The organism is Pseudomonas sp. 2995-1 (genome assembly GCF_002742505.1).
GTDB lineage: Bacteria > Pseudomonadota > Gammaproteobacteria > Pseudomonadales > Pseudomonadaceae > Aquipseudomonas > Aquipseudomonas sivasensis.
The window spans coordinates 172,534-197,183 of the sequence record NZ_LJSA01000319.1 but is presented as its reverse complement, the minus strand read 5'-3'; the positions used below and the strand labels follow the sequence as shown (position 1 = coordinate 197,183).

The following is a 24,650-nucleotide window of genomic DNA, read 5'->3' as shown; positions in this document are numbered from 1 at the left end:
TCATCGTTTTTATCGCCTTGGCCCATCGGCAAGGCTGTGAACACACCGCCACCTTTGACCTCAATGCGGTCAAGGCGGCGGGCATCAAGCGCCTGACCTGAACCCGCGCGTTGCGGCGAAGGGCAGGCTTTGGTAAAAACCACCTCTGCCCCTGATCGAGAGAAAGCCCCACGTGCGCTCGTTTCTTCTTGCTGCCCTGGCCTTGTCGCCGTCCCTCGCCCTGGCCGATATCGCCTGGCCTGAGCTACCGAAAACCTGCTTCGTCAGCGGCCGTTCGGCCACCAGTACGGATGTCGACACTGGCTGCGCGGCGTTTCTGATCAATGTGAAGGGCAAGGCAGCGGGTACACCGATCAAGCTGGATATTCCCCAGTACGCGATGCACGTCGACGAAGCCACCGGCAAGGAAACACCGGTGATCATCATCCAGGCGGAAGAGAACGGTGAGGTTAAAGCCGTGGGTTACAAGGAGTTGGGCACCGATCAACTCGGCGCCGCGCTGTTACGGGAAGTCAGGCTCTTGGGTACGAAAAAGCCCTCTTAGGACGAAGCTCAGCGAATCCACCCACCAACCTGCCAGTGGTATCCATCATTGCGCTGCACCCAATGCGGATGCACATAACGATAGCCCTGGCGCACAGGCTCCCAATGGCCGTGTACCGCAACATAGCGCCCACCTTCCCAGCGCCAGTAACCACGCGACCATATGTAACCTTCGCGTACCGCAGGCTCGACCTCGATCACCTGCACCGGTGGCGGTTGTGGCGCAACCACCTCGACATACTCACGTTGTGGCGGTCGACGCTCATGCACGACACGCTCTTGCACACACCCGGATGCCGCAACGACCATGGCCGCCAATGCTGCGTAACGTAGCAACATACAACCCCCTCGGGCGCTGACGCCCAACACTTGCACCACTAAAAAATGCCCCCGTATTTGAGCCACGCTCCTGCTAAGGCCTGGGTACTTTTTTAACAGGTGATGTCTGTCGGATTGCTGAACTGTTCTCACGGCCATGAAAAAGCCCGCTGACCGTCACCGGTTCAGCGGGCTTTTTTACAGTTGGACCTGAATCAGCGCCCTACCTGTTTTTACAGCGCCAGATCAGACGCCGGCTTGCTCGGCTCAGCCGCAGGCTTGGCAGCCTCGGTCGCCTTGGGAGCAGCCATTGCCGGGATCACCGGCGGTGTAGGCAGTTGCAGGATATTGGCGGTGTAGGCCCATTCCTTGGCAACGGCTTCAGGACTGTCGTTCAGCTTGGTGCCGTAGCTTGGCACGATCTGATGCAGCTTTTCCTGCCAGGCCGGAGTAGCCACCTTGTCCTTGAACACTTTCTGCAGCACGGTCAGCATGATCGGAGCCGCGGTGGACGCGCCTGGCGATGCACCCAGCAGGCCTGCGATGGTGTTGTCGGCGGAGCTGACCACTTCGGTACCGAGTTTCAGGACGCCGCCCTGCTCTTCGTCACGCTTGATGATCTGCACGCGCTGACCGGCTTGCCACAGGCGCCAGTCGGATTGCTTGGCGTTCGGGAAGTACTCTTGCAGCGCCTTGAAGCGGTCGTCATCGGACAGCATCAGTTGGCCAGCAAGGTACTCAACCAGTGGGTATTCACGAATACCGACTTTGGTCATTGGCCAGATGTTGTGGGTGGTGGTGCTGGTCAGCAGGTCCAGGTACGAGCCTTCTTTCAGGAACTTGGTCGAGAAGGTGGCAAATGGGCCAAACAGAATTACGCGCTTGCCATCCAGCACGCGGGTGTCCAGGTGCGGAACCGACATCGGTGGCGCGCCAACCGAAGCCTTACCGTAGGCCTTGGCCAGGTGCTGCTCGGCAACGGTTGGGTTATCGGTCACGAGGAACGAACCACCCACCGGGAAGCCAGCGTATTCCTTGGCTTCAGGAATGCCCGACTTTTGCAGCAGGTGCAGTGCACCGCCGCCGGCGCCGATGAACACGAACTTGGCGTCGGTTTCAGTCTTGGTGCCATCTTTCAGGTTTTTGTAGCTGACACGCCACGAACCGTCGGCGTTCTTGGTGATGTCCTGCACTTCGCTCGACAGTTTCAGGTCGAACTTAGGCGTGGTTTGCAGGTGAGCAACGAACTGGCGGGTGATCTCGCCGAAGTTCATGTCGGTACCCAGCGGGCTCCAGGTGGCCGCGATTTTCTGGTTCGGGTCACGCCCTTCCATCATCAGCGGAACCCATTTGGCGATCTGCGCCGGGTCTTCGGAGTACTGCATGCCGGCGAACAGCGGGCTCGCTTTCAGGGCTTCGTAGCGCTTCTTGAGGAACTTGATGTTGTCATCGCCCCACACAAAGCTCATGTGCGGAGTGGTGTTGATGAACGAACGCGGGTTCTTCAGCACGCCCTGCTGGACCTGCCAGGACCAGAACTGACGGGAGATCTGGAACGCTTCGTTGATCTCGACCGCTTTCGGGATCTCAACGTTGCCGTTCTTGTCTTCCGGGGTGTAGTTCAGCTCGGCCAGGGCCGAGTGACCGGTACCGGCGTTGTTCCAGCCGTTGGAGCTTTCTTCGGCCACGCCGTCGAGGCGCTCGACCATTTCCATCGACCAGTCCGGTTCCAGCTCGTTAAGCCAGACACCGAGGGTTGCACTCATGATGCCGCCGCCGATCAGCAGCACATCGACTTTCTTTGCCTCTTCCGCATGAACGGACGTGATCCCCAGCGACAAAGCCAGCCCCAGCAGGGCAGTGTTTACTTTTTTAAACATCAGTAGCACCTATGATAAAACGCCATCCGCCCCACTGCCCCTGATCATGGGCAACCCTCAATCACGCTACGCCAGGTAACGTACCGCGGGGTTTGCACACTCACACGAAGGCCACAGGGTGGGCACACAAAGCCGACGTATCGACCTCACTTTTATGTCCCTTCTGCGCTGACTTTTTATCTTTATTGGCTTCAGCAACCTGGGCGACAGTCAACCGCTGGGACGTATACGGATGTACGAACCAAGGAAAGACTAGACCAAGACGGCGCGCAGAATATCACGCCCGGCGTCGGATATGGACTCACCGGTCGAACGGCCATCAGTAGGCCAGCTTTTAAGATCTGTCTCATGTGCCTCCAAATCCCAGCATTGCACTATGGATTGGCTTACCCAAGGGGGGTAAGCAGACAACCATCCATCTCGTAAAGGGCATTGCAATGCTGAACAAACTGAGCCAAATCACTCTCGCATGCGGCGCTTGCTGGCTGCTGGCCGGTACCGCACAAGCTGCGGACGGGCAGATCCAATTCACCGGTTCCGTGACCGACAACGCGTGCACCATCAAAACCGGCGACGAGAGCAAGTCCGTGACACTCGATCCGGTGCGCATCGCTGACTTCGGGAAAACAGTGGGCGCCACCGCCAAGCCGAAAGCGTTCTCGATCAGCCTGGACAACTGCAGCACCGCGACCAAGAAAAACGTCGCGATTACCTTCAGCGGCCAGGAAGACGCCAGCGACTCCACCTTGCTGGGCCTGACCGGTGAAAACCAGGTCACAGGTATCGCGATCAAGATCGCTGACGCGCGTACCGGAAACGCGGTTCCACTGAATACCGCGACCGCCGACTACGACCTGCGAGCGATGTCCAACACCTTCAACTTCACCGCCGCCTATGTGCGCACCGCCGCCGATGTGACTACGGGCACGGGCGACGATGCAGTGACCACGTCTGGCATCGGCACCGGTCAAGTCAACGCCCTGGCCAGCTTCGACGTTACCTACAAGTAATTGCTCGTCAACACCGTGGGCCTGGCGCCGCCGCGCCGGCCTACGGACTTTTAAAGGTCTCCCATCATGCGTTTGAAACTGTATTTTTTGCTCGCGCTCTTACCGCTCTGGCATGTCGCAGCAGCGGACGCCGCCGTGACCGTAGGCGCCACGCGCCTGATCTACAACGGCGCCTCCAACGAAGCCAATCTGAATGTTAGCAACCGCGAAGACACCTCGCCTTACCTGGTGCAGTCCTGGGTCAGCCGTTTCGGCGGCACCAGCGAAGAAAGCGTCGACAGCTTTATCGTCCCCCCGCCGCTGTTCCGGCTCGACGCCAATAAGGAAAACATCCTGCGTGTGATCTTTGCCGGTGGCGCCGATGTGCCACAAGACCGTGAAAGCCTGTTCCTGATGAACGTCAAGGCGATCCCGGCCATGAGTGACGACCAGAAAGGCAAGAACGTGCTGCAGATCGCCCTCAAGACCACCATCAAGCTGTTCTACCGCCCCGCCGGCCTTAAAGGCGAACTCAAGGACGCGGTGACGCAAGTGAACTGGAAGGCCAATGCCGGCGCGCTGATGTTCAACAACACGTCCAAATTCCATGTTGTGGTCAGCGAGCTGAAGCTCAACGGCCAGCCGATCACCCAGGCACCGGATGTGCTGCGCCCCGGCCAACAGCAGGAACTAGCGATCCAGGCCAAGCCCGGTGATGAAGTGCAAATGAGCTACATCGATGACTACGGCAGCGTCGTGACCGCCCCCGTCGTCCGCCTTCACTGATACCCAAGCGCCAACCTCGAAACGCCATTTCAGGAACGCCCATGCCCCGTTCACTCCCATTCATGCGCCGTTGCGCCATGAAGGCTTTCGGCTGCCCGATCGCGGCGGCCTTGGCCTTGCATTTGGCCCCTGCACAGGCTGGCTACGAGTTCGATGCGTCGTTCCTTGAGATCGGCGGCGGGCAGAGTTCGGCCGCCGTGAAACAACAGGTCAGCACCATGAGCGAAGGCCAGTTGCCGGGGATTTACCGGGTAGACGTGTTGGTCAATGAGCATTCGGTCGAGCAGCGCGATGTACGCTTTATTCGCGCCAGCGGTACGTCGGACCGCTCCTCCACCGGGCTTTTCCCGTGCCTGGATACCGACTTTTTTCGTAGCCAAGGGGTTGCCGATACCGCCCTGCAAAACCGCAGCGACGCCGACGCTACCTGCATCGCGTTCGACCAGGGCCTGGCCGGGATGGTCTACGACTACGACTTCAACCGCCAAGTGTTGTCGATTGAGATTCCCCAAGCGTACCTGGGCAGCATCCCGTTTGAAGTACGCCGCCGGCAGTGGAGTGACGGCGAGCAAGTAGCGTTCACCAACTACAGCTTTTCCGGGAGTACGGTGGAGTCCGACACCGGCCGCCGCCAGGACCAGTTCGGCAGCCTGCGCAGCGGTTTAAACGCCGGAGCCTGGCGGCTGCGCAATTTCTCCACTTGGCAGAAAGGCACAGGCGACACCGGGCGTTGGGAGTCGATGGAAACCTACGCCCAGCGCAACATGGGCAACATGATGGCGATTGCCACCGTGGGCGACTCCACCACCGAAGGTGACCTGTTCGACGCCATTCCCTATCGCGGGCTGGGCATTGCCTCGGACATGGACATGCTGCCCGACCAGGCCCGCCAATTCGCGCCAGTGATTCGTGGCATCGCCAACGGCCGCTCGCGGGTGATCATCCGCCAGCGCGGTTACGTGATCCATGAGCAGTGGGTGCCCTCGGGGCCGTTCGCGTTGACCGACCTGTACCCCACCGCCAGCAATGGCGACATTGAAGTCACCGTGGAAGGCCCCGATGGCCAGCGCCAGGTGTTTACCCAGTCGTTTTCGTCGGTGCCTTACATGCTGCGTGAGGGCCAACAGAGCTACTCGGTATTCGCCGGCCAGTACCGCCCGGCGCAAGCGACCACGCAGCAGGACACCCCACGTTTTATCCAGGCGTCCCTGCGGCGCGGCCTGGCCGGCGGCACCACGCTGTTCGGCGGCAGCCTGCTGAGTGATCAGTACAGCGCCGGCCTGCTAGGGTTTGCCCACGACTTCGCCGGTTTTGGTGCGATTTCAGTGGACATGACCCACGCGCGCAGCGAAGCCATGGGCCCGGCAAAAACCACCGCCAGCGGCCAGTCGTTTCGCTTTCGCTACTCCAAAGCCCTGGCGGCCACCGACACCAACTTCAGCCTGATCGGTTATCGCTATTCCACCGGCGGCTACTACTCGTTCAACGAGGCGCTCAACAGCCGCACCAACGAGCAGTCGCTGGAGATGTACCGCAGCGGCCATATGAAGAGCAACTTCACCGCCAACGTGTCCCAGCAACTGGGCGGCTACGGCGGTGTGTATGCCAACGTGACGAAAACCAACTACTGGGACAAGAGCAATGCCGACACCTCGATTCAACTGGGCTACAGCGCCAGCGTCGGGGACATTTCCTACACTCTCGGCTTGAGCGCTAACAAAGGGGACAGCAGCAATGACCGCACGCTGTCCCTGAGCATCAGCATGCCGCTGGGCGGTACACGCAACCAGCGTGTATCGGTCAACGCGAACCAGAGCGCGCGGGGCACGGCCTCGCGCACGGCGACGTTGAGCGGCAATGCGCTGGAGGACGACACCCTGGCCTACAGCGCTGGCGTGTCGCAGCAAGTCAACGCTAATGACCGCGTGATGGGCAGCACGTTTGCCGCGCGCTATGACGCACCCAACGCCATCGTGCACGGCGGCTATAACGAGACCTCCGGTAGCCGGCAGCTGGACATGGGCATCGAGGGCTCGGTGGTCGCCTATGACCGCAATCTTATTTTCAGTCAGCCTCTGGGCGAAACCAACGTGATCGTGGCCACACCCGGCGCCGCAGACGTGGGAATCGCCAACAAGCGGGGTGTGCGCACCAATGCCAATGGCTACACGGTGGTGCCGTCTGCCCTGCCCTACCGCAAGAACCGTATGTCGCTGGACACCCAGTCGATGCCGGCTGACGTCGACATCGCCCAACTGGTGCAGGAGGTCACGCCGAATCGCGGTGCCTTTGTGCTGGCGGACTTCGAGACCCGCAAAGGCCAACGCATTCTGTTCCGCATCATCGATGCACGCGGCGAAGCGGCACCGTTTGCCGCCAAGGCCGAACTGTTCGCCCCGGATGGGCGCTCTTTGGGTAGCACACTGGTGGCCGACAAGGGCCGTGCGTACCTGAGCGGCGTACCGCCGCAGTCACGCCTGTTGATCAGCGTGGATAACCAGCCGTGGTGCAGCCGCGAATTGAAACTGGACGATAAAGGGCCTGCCGAGGGTGGGATTACACAACTGAACATTCAATGTGAGCGCGCGGCCGGTGGGTCGGGTGCCAAGGATTCGTAAGTAATGATCATGAAAATCAAGCCTGGAAACTGCTTGCTGAAGCTCATGACACTGGTGGTACTGGGTTGGCTGTCGCCTCAAGCACAGGCTTTTATCAGTGGAAGCATAAAATGCTCTCTCTCGGGCTATCCATCCAACGGTTACGAATTCGCCGCCGGAGCCGAGATGAAAGTCCCATTCAGCGGTACCTGCACAGCGGTACGTACCTACCCGTCTGGCGCAGGTACCAATTTGGAAATCACGGCGATTTCCGGAACGTCCCCCGCTAACCTGCAGGTGCTGGACCCCTATAGCAACACCTATATGCTTCAACTGCCGCTGGGCAGTTGGGGAGCCGCATGCTTGGGTGGGACTTGCGCGCCCATACTCGCCGGACGCTCGGTTTCTTACGTGTACTACGTAGTGGGAACCGCCCCGAGTACGCCGGGCCGGCGCACCGCGAGAGTGAAGCTTGGCGTGACCTCTACAGGTGGTTGGCAGGCCTATGCGGAATGGTTTCATGAGTGGCTATTCATCTACAACGTCCGCGCCGTCAGTTGCAGCTTGAGTTCTCCGAGCGCCGTCAACTTGAAATTCGGCACTATCAGCAGCGCTAATCTCAGCGCCGTTTCGCAGTCGACCAGCGTGTCACTCAATTGCCCGTCGTCGATGCGCGCCAACGTGACCTTGACGCCGAGCCAGTCAGTGGTCAGCGCCAATACCGGTGTGTCACGCACCACGCTTGCGGGGCTGAACATGCAGGCTATCTGGACCGACAGCGGCAACCCGGTGGTTTTTACCAGCCCGCGCGCGATGCAACTGAGGGCCGGCAGCAACAGCGTGAATTTGAGTTTCAAGCCGCAACTGGAGGCTGGGAAATCGCCTGCCGGTGCGTTCCAGAGCCAATACACCCTGAACATCAATTACCAATGAGGCTTTCATGAAAACGTCATTGCTCGCCCTGGTACTGCTCGGCACTGCCGCCCAGGCCGCCGACACCGTGAATATCACCGTAAGCGGCACCCTCACCCGACCGCCCTGCGTACTGACTTCTGGCACCTCCCTCACGGCAGCATTCGGTAATGTGCGCACCGACCAGGTCGCCACCACCGATACCGTAGCGGTTCCCGTGAAAATGACCTGCCCGGCTGGCTCATCGCTGAACGTAAGCTTCGCTTCCAGCAAAGGCACGCACACCGACACCGTGGCCAAGACCACGGCCGACAACCTCGGCGTTTCGCTGTTGTGGGCAGACAATACGGTGGCCAACCTCAAAGGCACCGCCAAGGCCTACAGCAACCTGAGCGGCAACGTCGACATCAGCCTCAAGGCGAAGCTGATCGCACAAGGCACCCTGACGCCGGGCGCGTTCACCTCGTCGATCGTCATGACCATCAACTACCTATGAAAGCGCTTATCTGGATACTGCTGGCGGTGACCGGCACGGCGGTTGCGCAACCGGCGGATGAGGCGAAGATCGATGTCAGCGGCAAGTTGATCGCGCCGCCCTGCACACCACGTTTTCCCACCTCGCAACAGTTGAAACTGGGTGACGCCAACCTCAACCAGTTGGTCGATGACAGCGTCGCCGCTACCGACGTACCGCTGATCTTCGATTGCCAAGCTGACAGCCAGGTGAGCCTGACGTTTTCAGCGGGGTTGGGCAGCGCTGACAACCAGACCCTGCTCACCAATCGCGTTGGTCTGGGACTGCGCCTGGGGCTGCTGAATAAAAGCGCGAAGGCCGATTTCAGTCTGGGAGAAACCAGCAACTGGACGGTGGAAAAAGAACCGTTGGAACTGACCCTACGAGTCAAACCGGTGACCGTGGGCGAACTGCCCGAAGCGGGCAGCTACAGCGCAACGCTGTTGATGCAGATGACGTACCGCTAACCCCCCTACTGAAACTGCCGGGCCTCGATGCAATAGGTCAGCAGCGCCTGATCACTGTCCACATCCAGCTTGCGCATGGCCGAGATCTTCTGTGCGCTGACGGTCTTGTTGCTGCGGCTCAATTGCCTGGCAATGTCGCTGACACTCATCCCCGTGACGAATAAACGCAGCACCTCCATCTCCCGTGGCGACAAGCTCTGGAACCGCTCCTGCACCTGAAACCCGTTGCCCACCACCGACGTCGCCGCCGGCATCGGTGCCCGGTAACTGCGCTGGGCACTGATGGCGCCCAGGGCTTTCTCGATTTCACCGTGCAGGTGGTTCTTCTGGATCACGCCGGCCACGCCCAACTCCTGCAAACGCGTGAGGATCAGGCTGTTGGAGATCATGGTCAGCACCAACACTTGGGTCTCGGGGAAGTGGCGCAGGATGTACTCGATCAACTTCAGGCCATCGCCATAAGTGTCATCGCCGGGCATGTTGAAATCGGTGATCAGCACTTGCGGCCGATGGCTGCGCAACTGCTCGATCAACTGCGTCGAACTGACCGCCTCGCCCACCAGGCGGTAGCGGGCGTCGCGCTGCACGATTTCGCGCACGCCCACCAACACGATGGGATGGTCATCGGCTATGACGACGTTCATGTCTCGCATGGTTCAGCTCTCTTGTAGGGGGCGTTCATCAGGTGGATGACTCGGCCAGCAGGCACTGCGCGACGGCCGTCAAGCGCGCGCACAACACACGGATCTGCGTGGTGGCATGGCTGTCCAGCGGGCCATCGTAGAGGGTGTTTTCCCATGTCTGACAGGCGTTGGACAACAGCCCGGCGCGCACGCTGGCCAGCGCGCCGTTGAGGCTGTGCAGGCGTTGGCGCACCCGATCGGAGTCGCCGGCGTCCAGGCCCTGTTCGATGAGTTGCACGTCGACCAGCAGGGTCTCGCCCATCAGTTTGCGCATGGACGGCGACAGCTCGATCCAGCCTTCGCGGTCGCGGTCCGGCGCCGGTGTCGTCAGGGCCGTGGCGCGCCTGCAGTGCGCCATCAACGCCTGGCGCAACATGCTCAGGCTCAGCGGTTTGACCACCCAGGCATTCATGCCCACCGCGAGGCAGCGTTCGCCTTCCTCGCGCAACGCATTGGCGGTGACGCCGATAATCGGCACCTGCACGCCCTGTTCGCGCAAGGCGCGGGCCAGATCGTAACCATTGAGGCGTGGCATGTTGATGTCGGTGATCACCAGGTCAAAAGGCTGCGAGCCCCAGATCTGCAACGCATGCTCGCCGTCCCGCGCCACGGTGGCCTGGGCCCCGAGCGCTTCGAGCTGCTCCTGCAATACCGCCTGGCTGACCGGGTTGTCTTCGGCCACCAGCACCCGCACGTTCAGGCACGGCGCATCCAGACAGGGCGAGGCAAGCGCCGGGCTGGTGGCTGAGGGCACGGGAGTGAGAATCGGCAAGGTAATGAACAGCGAAAAACTGCTGCCAAGGCCCGGTTCGCTGACCACGCGCATGCTGCCGCCCATCAATTCACTGAGGCGCGAGCAGATCGACAGCCCAAGGCCCGCGCCATTGCCATCCTGGCCGCCGGCCACTTGGTAGAACGGTTTGAAGAGCTGTTCCACGGCCTTTTCCGGAATGCCCACGCCGGTGTCGGTGACTTGCCACTGCAAGGCGACTTCCTGCTCGAACAGCTGTTGCACGGTGAGGCGCAAACGCACGCGGCCGGAGTCGGTGAACTTGATCGCATTGCCCAACAGGTTGTGCAGGATCTGCCGAATGCGCCCGGCATCGCCGCGCAGTTGCTGCGGCACCTGCGGGTCGATCTCGGCGTCGATCTGCAAGCCTTTGTTGCGCGCCGTGGCGGTGAACGCCAGCACCGACTCGTCCACCAGTTGATGGGGATCGAAGGCAGCCGCCTCCACCGCCATTTGCCCGGACTCGATCTTCGACACGTCGAGCACGTTGCTGATCAACTGGAACAGCACAGTGGACGAGCCCTGGATGATTTCCAGGTACTGACGCTGGCGCTCGCTCATGTCGGTCAGGGCCATCAGCTCCAGATTGCCCAGCACGCCATATAAGGGGGTGCGGATCTCATGGCTCATGGTCGCGAGGAACACCGTCTTGGCCTCGTTGGCGGCGGTGGCTTCCTGGCGGGCCTGGTTCAGTAATTGGGCTTCGTCCACATGCCGCGTGATGTCGTTGCAGCCGCAAAGAAATACGTCGTCGCCCTCGTAGCGCGCGGCCACCACCACAACCTGCAAATAACGGCCGTCCACCGCCAGGCACATTTCGCCGGGGGTGTCGGCGCCGTCGTTGGCCTTGAGTACCGCCAGCAAGGAAGCAGTGCCGCCCAATTGCAGGGCGCGCTGGTTCTCCAGCAGCAGTTGCGTGTCGCTGCGCCGCACCACGCACAGCCCGGCCGGGGCGTTGTGGAGCATGATGCGGTTGAACGCTTCGCTCTCGAACAGCCGCTCCTGAGCGCGCTGCGCCGGGCTGACGATGCGCGTCTTGTACCAATGATTGATCCACCAGCCGAGCAGCATGGCGGCGAGGAACGTGAGGCCGAGACCGAGCAGCGGCCATTTGGCGTAGCGCAGGAAGTCTTGATAGGTGATGGCGTACAAGCCGGTCCAGCGTTCACCGCCCGCGCTGGTCATCTTGAAGCGCAAGCCCTGGCGGCTGAAGCTCAAGCCCATCGGCGCCATCTGTTCGTCGCCGAGGCTGCCGAGCAACACGTCGCCCTCGGGCGCGATCAGGGTGAACTGGTTGTAGACCGACAGTCGCAACACCCGCTCGAACTCATCGACCTGGGACGTATCCACCACCGCCGCCAAGGCCAGCAAGCCCTGGCCTTGAGCAGCCGGCAACACAGCGCCGGGCACATCAAGACCGATCATGGCGACCACGCTGCGGCTGTCGTGATACAGCTGCGACGGCGCGCGCATCCAGCGCACGCGGCTGTCATTGAGCAAGGCAGCCTGGCGCTGTTGCAATTCATGCAAGCGCCCGACCACCTCGCGGTACTGTCCGGGCAACAACGGCTGATGCTGGCGTAGGCCGCCAATGCCGGGCACAGCTAGGCTGGTGAGGTTGTCAGGGGTGAGCACGAACAGCTGTGGCGATGCATAAAACGAGCTGGCCCAATAGCCGCCATAGTAGTCGGTCAATTGCACGCCAAATGCCAGCGCGCGCCGTGTGTCATCCGCCGATAAGCCGGGATCATGGGACAAGGTGAACGGCAGCGAGAGCGCAAACCCCTTGGCCTGCAACACCACCTGCCCAGCGTCGCGCTGCACCTCCACCACCGACGTCGATTGCACCGCCGGCAACGGCGCCGAGTTGCGCTGGCTGTAGCCGCTGGCCACATTGCGCAGAAACGCCTCATGCTCATGGATGATTTCCACCACACGGGCAAAGTGAAACTGGATCTTTTCCTGTTCGGCTTCCAACAAACGCGACACTGCCCAATAGCAACTGCTGGACAGCAGCAAGGCGAGCCCGGTGAGCAACAACAGGGCTTTGTTCAGGCGTTGAGAGCTTTGCGCCAGCTTGTCCAGGCGCAGACTTGCATGTTTCATCGTCAGTACCGCGAAAAGCCTGGAATCAGGACGTAGGGCCTATGCTTCATCCGGCATTGACCGATAACACCCGGCTGACCGGATGACCCTTCCTCTGGGCTTCTTGACTGTGTGACCCCGGCCGTTCAGATAAGTGCTGGCGCAGGGCCATCTTCGATCAACAGCGCGCTGAATTTTTCGGCAGCGACGCCGTGGGAAATCAAGAAGCCTTGCACCTGGTCGCAGCGAAAACGCCTCAGCACCGCCAGCTCAGCCTGGGTTTCGGCGCCTTCGGCGATGGTCGTCAGGCCGAGTTTGCGGCCCAGTTCAATGATGCTTTGCAAGGCCGACGCCAGGTGTTCGTTGTCTGCACAACCGTGCACCAGTGAGCGGTCGATCTTGACCTCGTTGAACGGCGTAGACACCAGGTTGAAGTAAGAACTGAAGCCCTTGCCAAAATCATCCTGGGCCAGACCGAAGCCCATCAGGCGCAGGCGACATGCTCCAGCGTAGTAGTTGCTGGCCAACTGTGTGGTGGAGCTTTCCATCAGTTCGAAGGTGATTTGCCGGGGCTCCGCGTCGCGCTGCAGCACTTGGGCCAGCAAGCGATCGACCAGGTCGCACTGGTCGAGCAGATGGGTTGGCAGGTTGATCGATACCGGCAACCGGTAGCCGAGCTGCGCCCACTGGGCCTGGGCGGTCAGGGTCTGGGCGAGGATGCAGGACAGCAGTTGGGTTTCCAGGCCCTGGCGTTCGATCCCGCCGAGAAACTCGGCGGGCATCAGCAGGCCCTCCTGCGGGTGGACCCAGCGAGCCAGGGCTTCGGCGCCGACAATACGCCCGTCGTGCAGGGATTTCTTGGGCTGGAACCAGGCCTGGATCTCACCGTTGGTCAATGCGCGGGCCAGAGTGTCCCGCGCCAGGTTGACACCGCGATGGCAACACGGCGTGCGCGCCTGTTCGGCCAGCCGGTCGAGGCAATCGCGCAGGCTGCGCACCTGCGGATCGCTGATCGGTTTGGACAGTAATCCAGCGACCGTCAGGCCCAGGTTGCCCGCGACCTCCCCGGCCCCCACCAACATGCGCCGCGAAGCCACACTCATCAGCGCCAACGCGGGCGGGGCCTGCAGGCCGGCCAGTTGCTGGATCAGTTGCACACCGTCCATCCCCGGCATCATCAGGTCGCTGAGCAACAGGTCGTAATGCTGGCTGGCCAGGCGCTGCAACGCGGTGGCGCCATCCCAGACCGCGTCGACGTCAAACCCGCCGATGGCCTGGAACACGTTGATCAGGTACTCATGCTGAAAGGGATGGTCTTCCACGATGAGCACGCGATAGGCACTCAAGGCTCGCTCCTTTGAAAGCGCTGCAGGCACTGATAGAGCGCGCGCAGGGTAAACGGCTTGACCAGGCAGTGGTCCATGCCGGCGCTGAGGCAACGCTCGGCTTCGTCGAGCATCGCGTTGGCCGTGGCGCCGATGATCGGCAGCGAACAGCCCAAGCGGCGAAGTTGTTCGGTGAGTTCGTAGCCGTTCATGCGCGGCATGTTGACGTCGGTGAGAACCATGTCGAACGGGCGTTCGCCCCACAACGACAGCGCTTCGATACCGTCGCCGGCGAGCACCACGGTGCAGCCGAGTTCTTCCAACTGATCGCGCAGGATCAATTGGTTGATCAGGTTGTCTTCAGCCACCAGCAGACGCAGGTTCAGGCTGACCTCGGCGGGCGCCTCGCGGGGGATGGGCGACAGGTGTTCCTCGATGCCCTGGGCGCGGCTGACGGCACGATTGAGCGCGTGCAGGTTGTTCAAGCCGATCTGCCAACACGCGCCCGGTCCCAGCGAGACGCCATGCTCATCAGCCGACGCAACTACCCGTGGGCCCGACCAGCGAAGCCGCGCAGCATCGACCGCGCCAGGATAAAGCTCGACCAGCACCGCGCCGGGGTCTGTGGCGACGGATTCGGGCACGCCCAATTGCGCCCGCGCACCCCAGCGCCGCAACCAGCCGCCGATGCTCTCGGCCAGTTCGCGTACCGGTGACACCACATAGACCCGCTCGCCCAACAACGGCAAGGCCCAGGGCTGATCGTCGGTGACCTGCTCCAACGGCAAGTTGAAGGTAAAACTGCTGCCCAGGCCCGGCTCGCTGACCACACGCAACGTGCCGTTCATCAAGTGCACCAGGCGCTTGCAGATCGACAGCCCGAGCCCGCTGCCCGCCACCACATTGGCGTTGCCGCTGGCCTGGAAGAACGGCTCGAACAAATCGGGCTGGTCGTGCGCCGCAATGCCTTTGCCGGTGTCGACCACCTGCCACTGCAACATGCTGCGCTCGCCCTCACGGCTTTCCAGGCGTAAACGCAGGACGATGCGCCCGCTCTCGGTGAATTTGAGCGCGTTGTTGAGCAGGTTGTTGAGGATCTGCCGAATCCGTGTGACATCGCCGCGCACGCGTTCGGGGGTGTGCGGGTCGAGGCAACTGAACAATTGCAGGCCCTTGCTCTGGGCGGCACCGGCGTAGCCTTGAATCACTTCCTGCACCAGTTCCAGCGGAGAAAACACCGTGAGTTCCAGGGACAACTGCCCGGCTTCGATCTTGGAGACATCCAACACGTCGCAGATCAATTGCAGCAGGTTCGCGGAGGAACCTTCGATGGCATTCAAGTAGCCGCGCTGCTGGTTGTTGAGCTCGGTGCGGGCAAGCAACTCCAAGGTGGCCAGCACGCCATACAACGGCGTGCGGATCTCGTGGCTCATGGTTGCGAGGAACAGGGTCTTGGCCTCGTTGGCCGCATCCGCCAGGGTTCGCGCCTGCTCCAGCGCCAACTCGACCTGTTTGCGCTCGCTGATGTCGCTGAAGGCACAGATCAACACTTCTTCACGTTGGTAACGGGTAGGTGCAAAGCTCAGGAACAGGTGGCGACCATCGGCCATCTGCAACTCGTCGGTGCTGCCGTGTTCGGCGTCATGGAAGGCCCGGCGAACCCAGTCGAGACACAGTTGCCGGCGCTCCTGGCCCTTGCCCAGCCATTGGCGCGACAACGGGTTTTCCAGCACCACTTCACCGTCACTGCGCCGTAGCACGCACAAGGCCACCGGGGCGATCCGAATGACCGCACTGCTGAACGCTTCGCTCTCCACCAACGCTTCGATGCGATTGGCCGCCGGGATGATCAGGCGCTGGTCGATACGCCGCACCAGGCGCACCATCAGCAGGCTCGCCAGCGCGCACAGCAGCAGGCAGACCAGCAACGGCAGCGCCAGGCTGGGCAACAGCGAGCTCAACTCCAGGCTGTAGACGATCTGCCAGTGCGAATAGCCCAAGTGCTTGCGGATCGCCAGGCGGTCGGGCAACCAGCGGCTGCCTTCCCAGCCGAAACTGGCGGTGGAGTGATACTGGCGCAACACCTGCGCCGCCGCCGGTTGATGGGGCGCGCTGCTGAAAATCAGTTGGCCCGCACCGTCGAGCAACATGAAGTCGCCGGCCTTCTCATGCTGCAAGGCGTTGATCAGGTCCGGTCCGTCCACCTCTAATCCAAGCCAGCCCGATGAAGGACTGCGCTCGTCCAGGCGCGTAAAAATGTACAGCGATGAATCCAGGCGACTCTGCTCGGTCAGCCACAACTCATCGCTGACCGACACCTTGCCGGTATCCACCGCCATCAAGCGTTTCAACACCGACTCCGGTACGGCTCCCGGCGCTTCGCCCACGGTAAACAGGCGCTCGACCAGCGGCGTGGCACGCTGCGGCACGTAAATCAGGTTGACCTGGTTGGCCTGCAAGTAATCAAGCATGCGTCGGGTCAGCCACAGGCTCCAGATATTGCCTGCTTCACCGAGGGTGATATGCACTTCTTCGGCCGGCACTTCATTGAGGTTGCCCACGGGCGGCGTCTTATGGCTGACGGTGGACAGGCCGAGGCTCTTCAACAGCGTCTGGCGGCTGACGAAAAAACTCTGTGCGTCGGAAATCGCCTCGTTCATATAACTGCGCCGCAGCGAAATTTCCTCGCTGAATGCCGCACGCAGATAACTGTAAGCCCCCACATAAACGCCGAGCACCAACGCAAAGGCAAACAAACGCAACAACTTGCGGGCTGCCTTGGGCGTCGAGAAGGTTGAATCGAGGGGTTGCAGGAAATGTTTGAGTTTCATCGCCCAAAGGTTAGGGATGAGCAGGAGCCGGGTGAATAAGACGGATCTCAAAGGCCGGCGCCGTGATGGGATGGAACTCAGGCGTAATCCGCTGTTCTAGACTCCTTCGTGGCCGCCTCGTTAGGATCGGCGGCTCGTCTTTCCCTCCTGCACAGAGCGATCCATGTCTATCCAGCAAACACCCGGGCACGTATTGCCCGCGCGCAGCGCCGCCAAAATGGAAGCCGCCATGGCCGTGGGCGCTTTCGCGATCGGTACCGGCGAATTCGCGATCATGGGCCTGATGCCCGACATCGCCCAGAACCTGGGGTTGAGCGAACCTCAGGTCGGCCACGCCATCAGCGCCTATGCGCTGGGCGTGATGGTCGGCGCGCCGCTGCTGGCGATCCTCGGCGCCAAGCTGCTGCGCAAACATATGTTGTTGCTGTTGATGGGCTTGTACGCGCTGGGCAACTTCGCAACGGCATTCACGCCCACCTTCGGTTCGCTGGTGGCGTTCCGCTTTATCAGTGGCCTGCCCCACGGCGCCTATTTCGGCATCGCCGCCGTGGTCGCCTCCAGCATGGTGCCGAGCGACAAACGCGCCGGTGCCGTCGCCCGCGTCATGATGGGCCTGACCTTGGCCATGCTACTCGGCAACCCCATCGCCACCTTCCTCGGCCAACACCTGGGCTGGCGCTCGGCGTTCGCGCTGGTCAGCGTGATTGCGCTGTGCACCATCGCCCTCGTCTGGCAATTCGTGCCGCACCGCCATGACGAAGAACGCAGCGACCCACGCAAGGAACTGCGTGCCTTCACCAAACCCCAGGTGTGGATGGCACTGTCCATCGGCGCAATCGGGTTTGCCGGGATGTTCTGCGTGTTCAGCTACCTGGCACCGACCATGCTCGAAGTGACCAAAGTCTCGCCACAGTGGATTCCCTTTGGCCTCGCCGCGTTTGGCGTGGGCGGGATCATCGGCAATATCGCCGGCGGCAAGCTGTTTGATCGCATGCAGTTTCGCGCGGTGGGTTGGATCCTGGTGTGGTCGATTGGCGTATTGCTGTTCTTTCCGTTCGCAGCGGCATCGCTGTGGGGCGTACTGCTGAGCATGGGCCTGGTCGGCACCATGGTGGCGTTGGCTGCACCGTTGCAGATCCGCCTGATGGACATTGCCCACGAAGCGCCAAGCCTGGCGGCAGCGTCCAACCATGCGGCATTCAACCTGGCGAACGCGCTGGGCCCGTGGTTTGGCGGCATGGCGATCACGGCCGGGTTGGGCTGGACCAGCACCGGCTATATCGGCGCAGTCACAGCGTTGGCCGGGTTGGGGATCTATCTGATTGCACGACGGATGAAAGGCGGGGAATAAAGTAATAGAACTCCTTGAAATCAGGCATCAACGCCAGAAAACGCTCAGAAAACCCTACGTGAAAAATATTTCATTTCCAGACAGGTTACGTTCAGGTTGGATCCAATAGATCGTGCATGTAACATATCTGTAATACTTTTCCGAATGACAAGGATGTGTTTTGAGCTTTCCCGATAGAAATGTGCTTGAGAATTTTCCCGCAACGCTCAATCACGGCAACGCGACGGTGTTCACCACACACACCAGCGACGACGGAGTCCACCAAGCGATTCAGGACCTGATCGACACTCGCCATCAACTCAAAAACCGCATCAGCGCGCCGTTGAAAGGCATGGAGAACGATCTGTTCGCCAAGTCCCAACCGTTGGACAGCCTGCGTCCAAAACTGCGCGTCACCTTAGGGCGCTCCAAACGCGACGGCACATTCGACTGGCCCGTTGAGGAAGTCATCAACACCCTGGGCGCGCAGAAGCGCGGCGCACCGGTCGCCGGACTGCGTGGTTTCGGTTACAGAAAATCTGCGCTTGGCCTAATCCAGGAATTCTTCATCTTCACCGAGATGCTCGACGGCTACCTCAGCGGCCTGGAATGGCTCAAGCAGGAACGCGGCGTCCTAAGCCTGATCACTGCGTCATTCAAACTGCTGCGCGCCCTGCACAGCAAACACATCATCCACATGGACTTCTGGGCCAACAATGTGATGGTCGACCCGCAACACCCCACGTGCGCCAAGGCGATTGACCTGGAGAACTGCTTCCTCACCCAGACTGACTACCTCACCGAAGTGCTGGCCTTTCAATTCGGCTTCTATTATCGACGCGAGGTCTTCCGCTTTGTGATCGAGCAGGATTACGACCGCATGGTGATGGAAGAACTGGTCAACTATCCCGGTATCGACCGTACGCGCTTTGACGAGATGTACACACTCAGCAAGCACGAAAACATCAGCCGCCGGGCACGGCGTGAGATTTTCCATAAAGGCACTGTCGAAGTGGGCTGACGCAGCCCTGCCTGTAGTAGCGGGCTTGCACAGGGCCGGGCGAGAAAGTGCGGGAAATTTCCTGAGGGATTTAGCGGTCTGAGCTGCACAGCCGCCTCAATCTGTATTTACTGATTCCCAAACTGTGTCGAAGGGCCCACTGTGAAATTCATTTGTGCACTCACGCTTCTATTGCTCGCCCAGGCTGCCTATGCGGCCGAGTCCCCCGCGAACCCTGATCCCTACGGCGGCCCTGATAAACGCCCAGAGAACAGTGAAAATGTCACAACGTACTTGAACGAAGATGGCTCCTCCACTACCTCGGCAGTGATGGTTTATGGCGATGGCCATAAGGAACACTGCATTATCCAAATGGCACCGCCTGCAGCGACACATCGGCTACCCAAAGTCACCAGCAAGACGTGTACAAGGATTCGCTCGTACTTTAAATAGCGGGCGCAGGGGGGAAGCCGCGATTTCCATGCGTACGTTACCAAGTCTCCTAGTACGTAGTATCCTTAAAATTAAATATCCCCCCTCGATCACTCACCATGCACAAAACCCAGTCGTTTTTACCCAACAAAATTGGTCGAGATTTTATAGTCGGTGACGTCCACGGGCACTTCAAGCTATTAGAGCTTCTTTTAAAAAAAGTGGACTTCAATGAACGCATAGATCGAATCTTCTCTGTGGGCGACCTCATTGACAGAGGACCCGACTCCATCGATGCCGTGGTCTGGCTACAGAAGCCCTGGTTTCACGCCGTGAGAGGCAACCATGAACAGATGGTTATCGACTGTGTTTCTGGCAATGGCGACATTGCCAGGCATTCGCGCAACGGTGGAGCATGGCTCTACAAACTATCAACTAAATTTCAACAAACCCTGTCTGACGCCTTAAAAGATCTTCCTCTAATAATAGAGGTTGAATTAACAGATGGTCGAAAAATTGGGATTGTGCACGCAGAGACTCCGCTGACGCATAACAATGACACCTGGCAGAGTGCAAAAGACGCTATTACGGGTCAGTTTGGCGAAGTCCATCAACGCCTAGCGTTAGAAAAAGCACTGTACGCCAGAACAAAAATCGAAAGCCTCGACGAAGCTTTAACTCAAGGTATTGATCAAGTTTATGTCGGCCATTCAACTGTATCCTCCCTTACCTATTTGGGAAATACGATCTACATAGATACAGGCTGCTCCTTTGACGACGGAGCGTTAACCCTCATAGAACTAACGACTCAGACGGCTACAAACGTTTCCATGCAAGCAATGCAATAAAGAGACGCCAGGGTCAGACCACGATATCCGACACAATCATTGATTGAGGATCCTCACCGTGTCCCCTGTCGCTTGAGACGGTGAAGAGCGCAAAACACCCCTGATACATCCCTGATAAACTAGGCCACTCGCCTCGTTGACTCAGATTCCCAATGTCCCTACAAACAGCTCCACTCTCCCGCCACTTCTCCGTTGCCCCGATGATGGATTGGACTGACCGCCACTGCCGGTTCTTCCTGCGCCTGCTCTCCAAACACGCCCTGCTCTACACCGAAATGGTCACCACTGGGGCGATCCTCCATGGCGACCATGAGCGTTTCCTGCGTCACAGCGAGGCCGAGCACCCGCTTGCGCTGCAATTGGGCGGTAGCGTTCCGACGGATCTGGCGGCCTGCGCGCGCATGGCGGAGACCGCCGGTTACGACGAAGTGAACTTGAACGTCGGCTGCCCCAGCGATCGGGTGCAGAACAATATGATTGGCGCGATCCTGATGGCTCATCCGGCGCTGGTGGCCGATTGTGTGAAGGCGATGCGTGATGCGGTGTCGATTCCGGTGACGGTGAAGCACCGTATCGGGATCAATGGCCGGGACAGTTATGCGCAGTTGTGTGATTTCGTCGGGACGGTGAAGGACGCCGGTTGCACCAGTTTCACCGTGCATGCGCGGATTGCGATTCTGGAGGGGTTATCGCCTAAGGAGAATCGGGACATTCCGCCCTTGCGCTATGACGTGGCGGCGCAGTTGAAGCAGGACTTCCCTGAGTTGGAGATTGTGCTCAACGGGGGCATCAAGACGCTGGAGCAGTGCCATGAGCACTTGCAGACGTTTGATGGCGTGATGTTGGGGCGGGAGGCTTATCACAATCCGTATTTGCTGGCGGAGGTGGATCAGCAGTTGTTTGGCAGTGCACAGCCAGTGATCAGTCGAGCGGACGCGTTGGCGCAGTTGCGGCCTTACATTGCTGAGCATTTGGCCGGTGGCGGGACGATGCATCATATTACGCGGCATGTGCTGGGACTGGGCACTGGGTTCCCCGGGGCACGCAAGTTCAGGCAGTTGCTGTCGGTGGATATTCATAAGGCCGCGGATCCGTTGGCATTGTTGGATCAGGCTGGGGCTTTGTTGGAAGGGCGTTGATTGGGTGGCTTCCAGGGGAGTCCGTTGATCATTGGCTGAGCTGGCACACCGTCATCGGGGGCAAGCCCCCTCCCACATTTGGCGCGGTGTGTGCCGGGGAAGGCATCAGTAGGCATGAAGGCGATATCCAAGTGTCATCGGGCAGTTGGGTTGAACCTGCTGGCGAATTTGCCCTCCTATTTAGCACCACGGCCGGTCATTCAAACGGCTGTTTTCAGGTTGTTGCCCTCGCAAACGATCGAACGCATTTGCGCCCTTGAGCGCCTCTCGGCGCTCGGGTAATGTCATCAGACCCATAGGACAGAGCACGCTCATGACTTCCAAGCTGGAACAACTCAAGCAATTCACCACTGTCGTAGCCGATACCGGCGATTTTTCCACCCTCGCCAAGCTCAAGCCGCAGGATGCAACCACCAACCCTTCCCTACTGCTCAAGGCCGCGTCGATTCCGGGCTATGCCAAGCTGCTGGATGAGTGCGTGCAGGACTGCAACGGTGATGTGGGCCTGGCCAGCGACCGTTTTGCGGTCGCGGTGGGGCAAGAGATTCTTAAAGTTGTGCCGGGCCGCATTTCCACCGAAGTGGATGCCCGCCTGTCGTTCGACGAGGCCGCCATTCTCAAGCGTGCGCACCGTCTGATTGACCTGTACGAAAAAGCCGGCGTTGGCCGCGACCGTGTACTGGTCAAGATCGCCTCTACCTGGGAAGGCATCCGCGCGGCAGAGAAGCTGGAGAAAGAAGGGATCCAGACCAACCTGACACTGTTGTTCTCCTTTGCCCAGGCTGTGGCGTGTGCTGAGGCTGGGGTATTCCTGATTTCGCCGTTCGTGGGCCGCATATACGATTGGTACAAGAAGGCCAACGGTAACGACTACACCGGCTCCGATGATCCGGGCGTGCAGTCGGTTACGCGCATCTACAACTACTACAAGGCTAATGGTTATAAAACGGTAGTGATGGGTGCGAGCTTCCGTAACCTGAGCCAGATTGAAGAATTGGCCGGGTGTGATCGCCTGACCATCAGCCCGGACCTGCTGGAGAAGCTGGCGGCGGATGAAGGCAAACTGGAGCGTAAGCTGTCGCCTGGCCATGCCGGTGAAGCGCGAGTGCATATGACTGAAGCGCAGTTCCGTTGGGAGTCCAACGAAGATGCGATGGCGACTGAGAAGCTGGCGGAGGGCATTCGTCAGTTTGCCCGTGACCAGGAAAAACTTGAGGCGCTGTTGTCCGCCAAGCTGTAAACAGCGGGGACGGCAAAAAGGGCGGTACCTGCGAGGGTACCGCCCTTTTTTTGTGTCTCAAACCGATCTCAGTTCAACTGCGGGAGCGGCTGCTCCCGATAGCGGTGAGTCAGTTGTGAATGTGCTGACTGACACTGCGCTATCGAGGCTCCTCCGACATTTGGAATGTGTTCGACAGAAGGATCAGTGACGCTCGAGGGCGTTGACGAGGTCGTGAAACGCTTCGCGATTTGACTCATTGAGGCCCATCAGGATCTTGTGCGCTTCCAGCACCTTCACCCGCACCATTTCTTCGGACTGATCCTGGGACGGCAGGTCGGTAAGACATTCTGGGCAAGGAATCGGACGATCAACGATGTTGAACACCTGATCAAAGCCCATGGACTGCAGCAGCCGGGTGATGTCTTCGTGGGTGGTGACGACGGTCGGCAACAGGCCAACCTTCTGCCGAGACAGAATGGACAACTTGGCTAATAGCCCAAGGGTGGTGCTGTCAATGCTGCGAGTTTCAGTCAGATCGATCACGATCGCCGAGAAGTTCAGCGCAGTGAAGATCCGCTCAATCGTCGCATCCAGCGCCGAACATAAGGTCAGGCGCACTTCACCGACAAACTTCAGGACGAAGGTCCCGTCTTGCTCAGCGAATTGGATTCTTCCGGTACTCATCAAAGATTCCTGCTCAACACCAATAGGGCGATATCATCCGGCATCTCCCCTAGCGTGGCCAATCCAAAAACCTGCCGCAGGCCATCCAGGCTGCCGCCAGCTGCCTTGACCCGTTGGGGCAAGGCGGCTTCTTTCTCTTTGAGTGTAGGCTCTGGAAGAAGGTCCAGGATGCCATCGGACATCAGCGTCAGGCTGAAGGTCGGCGGCAGTTCCAAAATGTGGTCTTCGTAGGTGGCTTCATTGAACAAGCCGACGGGCAGACCACGCCCTTCCAGGTAACGCACACTGTCTGGAGTGTATAAAACAGGCATCGGCAGGTGACCGCCAATGCTGTAGGTCAAAAGACCGGTTTCTTCATCGATCACGCCGCCTACCATCGTCACGTGCTTGCCGAGCTTGCAGCTGATCAGGCCTCGGTTGATGTGGCCCAGCACCTCGGAGGGGGTGAATTCCGGCAAGGTGCCATTGCGCTTGGATTCAAACAACAGCCGTGTGGTCATGAACTTCAACAACACGGTGACAAAAGCAGAGGAAGCACCGTGGCCCGAAACGTCGGCCAGATAGAACGCCACACGTCGCTCATCCACACGGAAGTAGTCGACAAAATCACCCGACAGGTACAGCGAAGGGATGATCTGGTGCGCAAACTTGAACTCGTCGATGGTCCATGGGCTGACCGGCAGCATGTTCATCTGTACCTGGCGACCGGCGTTCTGGTCTTCCTGGAGCAGGTTCAGGCTGGCTTCGAGCTCGCGGTTGGCGGTTTCGAGCTTTTCGCGGTAACGCTGGTTCTCGACCAGTAGACGTGCACGATCCAGCGCGCGGCGCACTGAGTGCTCCAGCACCGCAAGGTCTTCCAGGGGTTTGATCAGGTAGTCGGCGGCGCCCAGGCGCAAGGCCTCAACGGCGTCGTTCATCACGCCGGCACCGGACACAACAATCACCGGAGTCTGCGGGGCAAGCTCAGTCACCTGGCGAATCAGCTCCAGGCCGCCCATCTGGGGCATGCGCAAGTCGCAGATCACGAGGTCGGGCTGGTCGCGCTCGAATACCTGGAGACCCTGTTGGCCATTACTGGCCTGCAGGACGCTGAATCCACTGTCTTCCAAATAGGCCGCGAGACTCGCGCGCACTACTTCGTCGTCATCGATTATCAGCAGCGTGGCACTGGTTTTTTGCATGTGGGCAAACGGCGCCAGAATTAGGTTGGCGTAGGCAACTCGGCAATGGCCGGGGTCACACTACTGGATTCGCTTTCTAGCCTCTCTGTCCTAC

General features: G+C 60.0%; 20 protein-coding genes. 12 read left to right on the top strand and 8 right to left on the bottom strand.

The window, feature by feature from the left end; genetic code table 11:
- Window positions 1-172 precede the first annotated feature (172 nt).
- On the top strand, window positions 173-544 hold the full coding sequence (locus AOA61_RS07055; RefSeq protein ID WP_032888869.1) for a hypothetical protein: 372 nt from the start codon (window positions 173-175) through the stop codon (window positions 542-544).
- Window positions 545-552: 8 nt separating this feature from the next.
- On the opposite strand, the gene AOA61_RS07050 is transcribed toward AOA61_RS07055, so the two are convergent.
- The gene (locus AOA61_RS07050; protein WP_095184329.1) at window positions 553-882 is read right to left on the bottom strand and encodes a YXWGXW repeat-containing protein; all 330 of its coding nucleotides are present in this window, start codon (window positions 880-882) and stop codon (window positions 553-555) included.
- Between the two features lie 212 nt (window positions 883-1,094).
- The gene (gene mqo, locus AOA61_RS07045; protein WP_032888867.1) at window positions 1,095-2,741 is read right to left on the bottom strand and encodes a malate dehydrogenase (quinone); all 1,647 of its coding nucleotides are present in this window, start codon (window positions 2,739-2,741) and stop codon (window positions 1,095-1,097) included.
- Between the two features lie 437 nt (window positions 2,742-3,178).
- On the opposite strand from mqo, the gene AOA61_RS07040 reads away from it, so the two are divergent.
- The 6 genes from AOA61_RS07040 (at window position 3,179) to AOA61_RS07015 (ending at window position 9,006) form a co-directional block, all read left to right on the top strand.
- Window positions 3,179-3,751: a fimbrial protein gene (locus tag AOA61_RS07040; RefSeq protein WP_032888865.1), complete on the top strand. Its 573-nt coding sequence runs from the start codon at window positions 3,179-3,181 to the stop codon at window positions 3,749-3,751.
- 66 nt (window positions 3,752-3,817) lie between these two features.
- Window positions 3,818-4,516 (top strand): molecular chaperone, encoded by a 699-nt coding sequence (locus AOA61_RS07035; RefSeq protein WP_099601422.1) that lies wholly within the window; start codon window positions 3,818-3,820, stop codon window positions 4,514-4,516.
- A gap of 41 nt (window positions 4,517-4,557) precedes the next feature.
- Entirely contained in the window at window positions 4,558-7,134 is a 2,577-nt protein-coding gene (locus AOA61_RS07030; protein WP_099601421.1) for a fimbria/pilus outer membrane usher protein, read from the top strand.
- 3 nt (window positions 7,135-7,137) lie between these two features.
- Complete coding sequence (locus AOA61_RS07025) at window positions 7,138-8,046, top strand: fimbrial protein (protein WP_241089438.1); 909 nt, start codon at window positions 7,138-7,140, stop codon at window positions 8,044-8,046.
- A gap of 7 nt (window positions 8,047-8,053) precedes the next feature.
- A complete protein-coding gene (locus AOA61_RS07020) occupies window positions 8,054-8,521 on the top strand; it encodes a fimbrial protein (RefSeq protein ID WP_095184177.1) in 468 nt (155 codons plus the stop codon).
- Window positions 8,518-9,006 (top strand): fimbrial protein, encoded by a 489-nt coding sequence (locus tag AOA61_RS07015; RefSeq protein ID WP_032888857.1) that lies wholly within the window; start codon window positions 8,518-8,520, stop codon window positions 9,004-9,006. The genes AOA61_RS07020 and AOA61_RS07015 overlap by 4 nt, the downstream gene beginning before the upstream one ends.
- A gap of 5 nt (window positions 9,007-9,011) precedes the next feature.
- Here AOA61_RS07015 and AOA61_RS07010 read toward each other — a convergent pair whose 3' ends face one another.
- The 4 genes from AOA61_RS07010 to AOA61_RS06995 form a co-directional block, all read right to left on the bottom strand.
- Window positions 9,012-9,659 carry a response regulator gene (locus tag AOA61_RS07010; RefSeq protein ID WP_032888855.1) on the bottom strand — a complete coding sequence of 216 codons (648 nt, stop codon included), beginning with the start codon at window positions 9,657-9,659 and terminating at the stop codon, window positions 9,012-9,014.
- Window positions 9,660-9,687: 28 nt separating this feature from the next.
- Window positions 9,688-12,585: an ATP-binding protein gene (locus tag AOA61_RS07005; RefSeq protein ID WP_099601420.1), complete on the bottom strand. Its 2,898-nt coding sequence runs from the start codon at window positions 12,583-12,585 to the stop codon at window positions 9,688-9,690.
- Between the two features lie 125 nt (window positions 12,586-12,710).
- Window positions 12,711-13,910 (bottom strand): EAL domain-containing protein, encoded by a 1,200-nt coding sequence (locus AOA61_RS07000; RefSeq protein WP_095184174.1) that lies wholly within the window; start codon window positions 13,908-13,910, stop codon window positions 12,711-12,713.
- Window positions 13,907-16,720, bottom strand: coding sequence for an ATP-binding protein (locus AOA61_RS06995; protein ID WP_099601419.1), 2,814 nt, complete (start codon window positions 16,718-16,720; stop codon window positions 13,907-13,909). Before AOA61_RS06995 ends, AOA61_RS07000 begins: the two co-directional genes overlap by 4 nt.
- 163 nt (window positions 16,721-16,883) lie before the next feature.
- Here AOA61_RS06995 and AOA61_RS06990 point away from each other — a divergent pair, with 163 nt between their 5' ends.
- The 5 genes from AOA61_RS06990 (at window position 16,884) to tal (ending at window position 22,709) form a co-directional block, all read left to right on the top strand.
- Window positions 16,884-18,071, top strand: a complete 1,188-nt coding sequence (locus AOA61_RS06990) for an MFS transporter (RefSeq protein ID WP_099601418.1) — start codon at window positions 16,884-16,886, stop codon at window positions 18,069-18,071.
- A 181-nt stretch (window positions 18,072-18,252) separates the two neighbouring features.
- Window positions 18,253-19,071 carry a lipopolysaccharide kinase InaA family protein gene (locus AOA61_RS06985; RefSeq protein ID WP_256583350.1) on the top strand — a complete coding sequence of 273 codons (819 nt, stop codon included), beginning with the start codon at window positions 18,253-18,255 and terminating at the stop codon, window positions 19,069-19,071.
- Window positions 19,072-19,601: 530 nt separating this feature from the next.
- Window positions 19,602-20,330, top strand: coding sequence for a metallophosphoesterase (locus tag AOA61_RS06980; RefSeq protein WP_099601416.1), 729 nt, complete (start codon window positions 19,602-19,604; stop codon window positions 20,328-20,330).
- A gap of 152 nt (window positions 20,331-20,482) precedes the next feature.
- Entirely contained in the window at window positions 20,483-21,469 is a 987-nt protein-coding gene (gene dusA / locus AOA61_RS06975) for a tRNA dihydrouridine(20/20a) synthase DusA (RefSeq protein ID WP_099601415.1), read from the top strand.
- A 313-nt stretch (window positions 21,470-21,782) separates the two neighbouring features.
- The gene (tal, locus tag AOA61_RS06970) at window positions 21,783-22,709 is read left to right on the top strand and encodes a transaldolase (RefSeq protein ID WP_032888840.1); all 927 of its coding nucleotides are present in this window, start codon (window positions 21,783-21,785) and stop codon (window positions 22,707-22,709) included.
- A 183-nt stretch (window positions 22,710-22,892) separates the two neighbouring features.
- On the opposite strand, the gene rssC is transcribed toward tal, so the two are convergent.
- On the bottom strand, window positions 22,893-23,375 hold the full coding sequence (gene rssC / locus AOA61_RS06965; protein ID WP_032888838.1) for an anti-sigma factor antagonist RssC: 483 nt from the start codon (window positions 23,373-23,375) through the stop codon (window positions 22,893-22,895).
- Entirely contained in the window at window positions 23,375-24,556 is a 1,182-nt protein-coding gene (rssB, locus tag AOA61_RS06960; protein WP_032888836.1) for a two-component system response regulator RssB, read from the bottom strand. The genes rssC and rssB overlap by 1 nt, the downstream gene beginning before the upstream one ends.
- Window positions 24,557-24,650 lie beyond the last annotated feature (94 nt).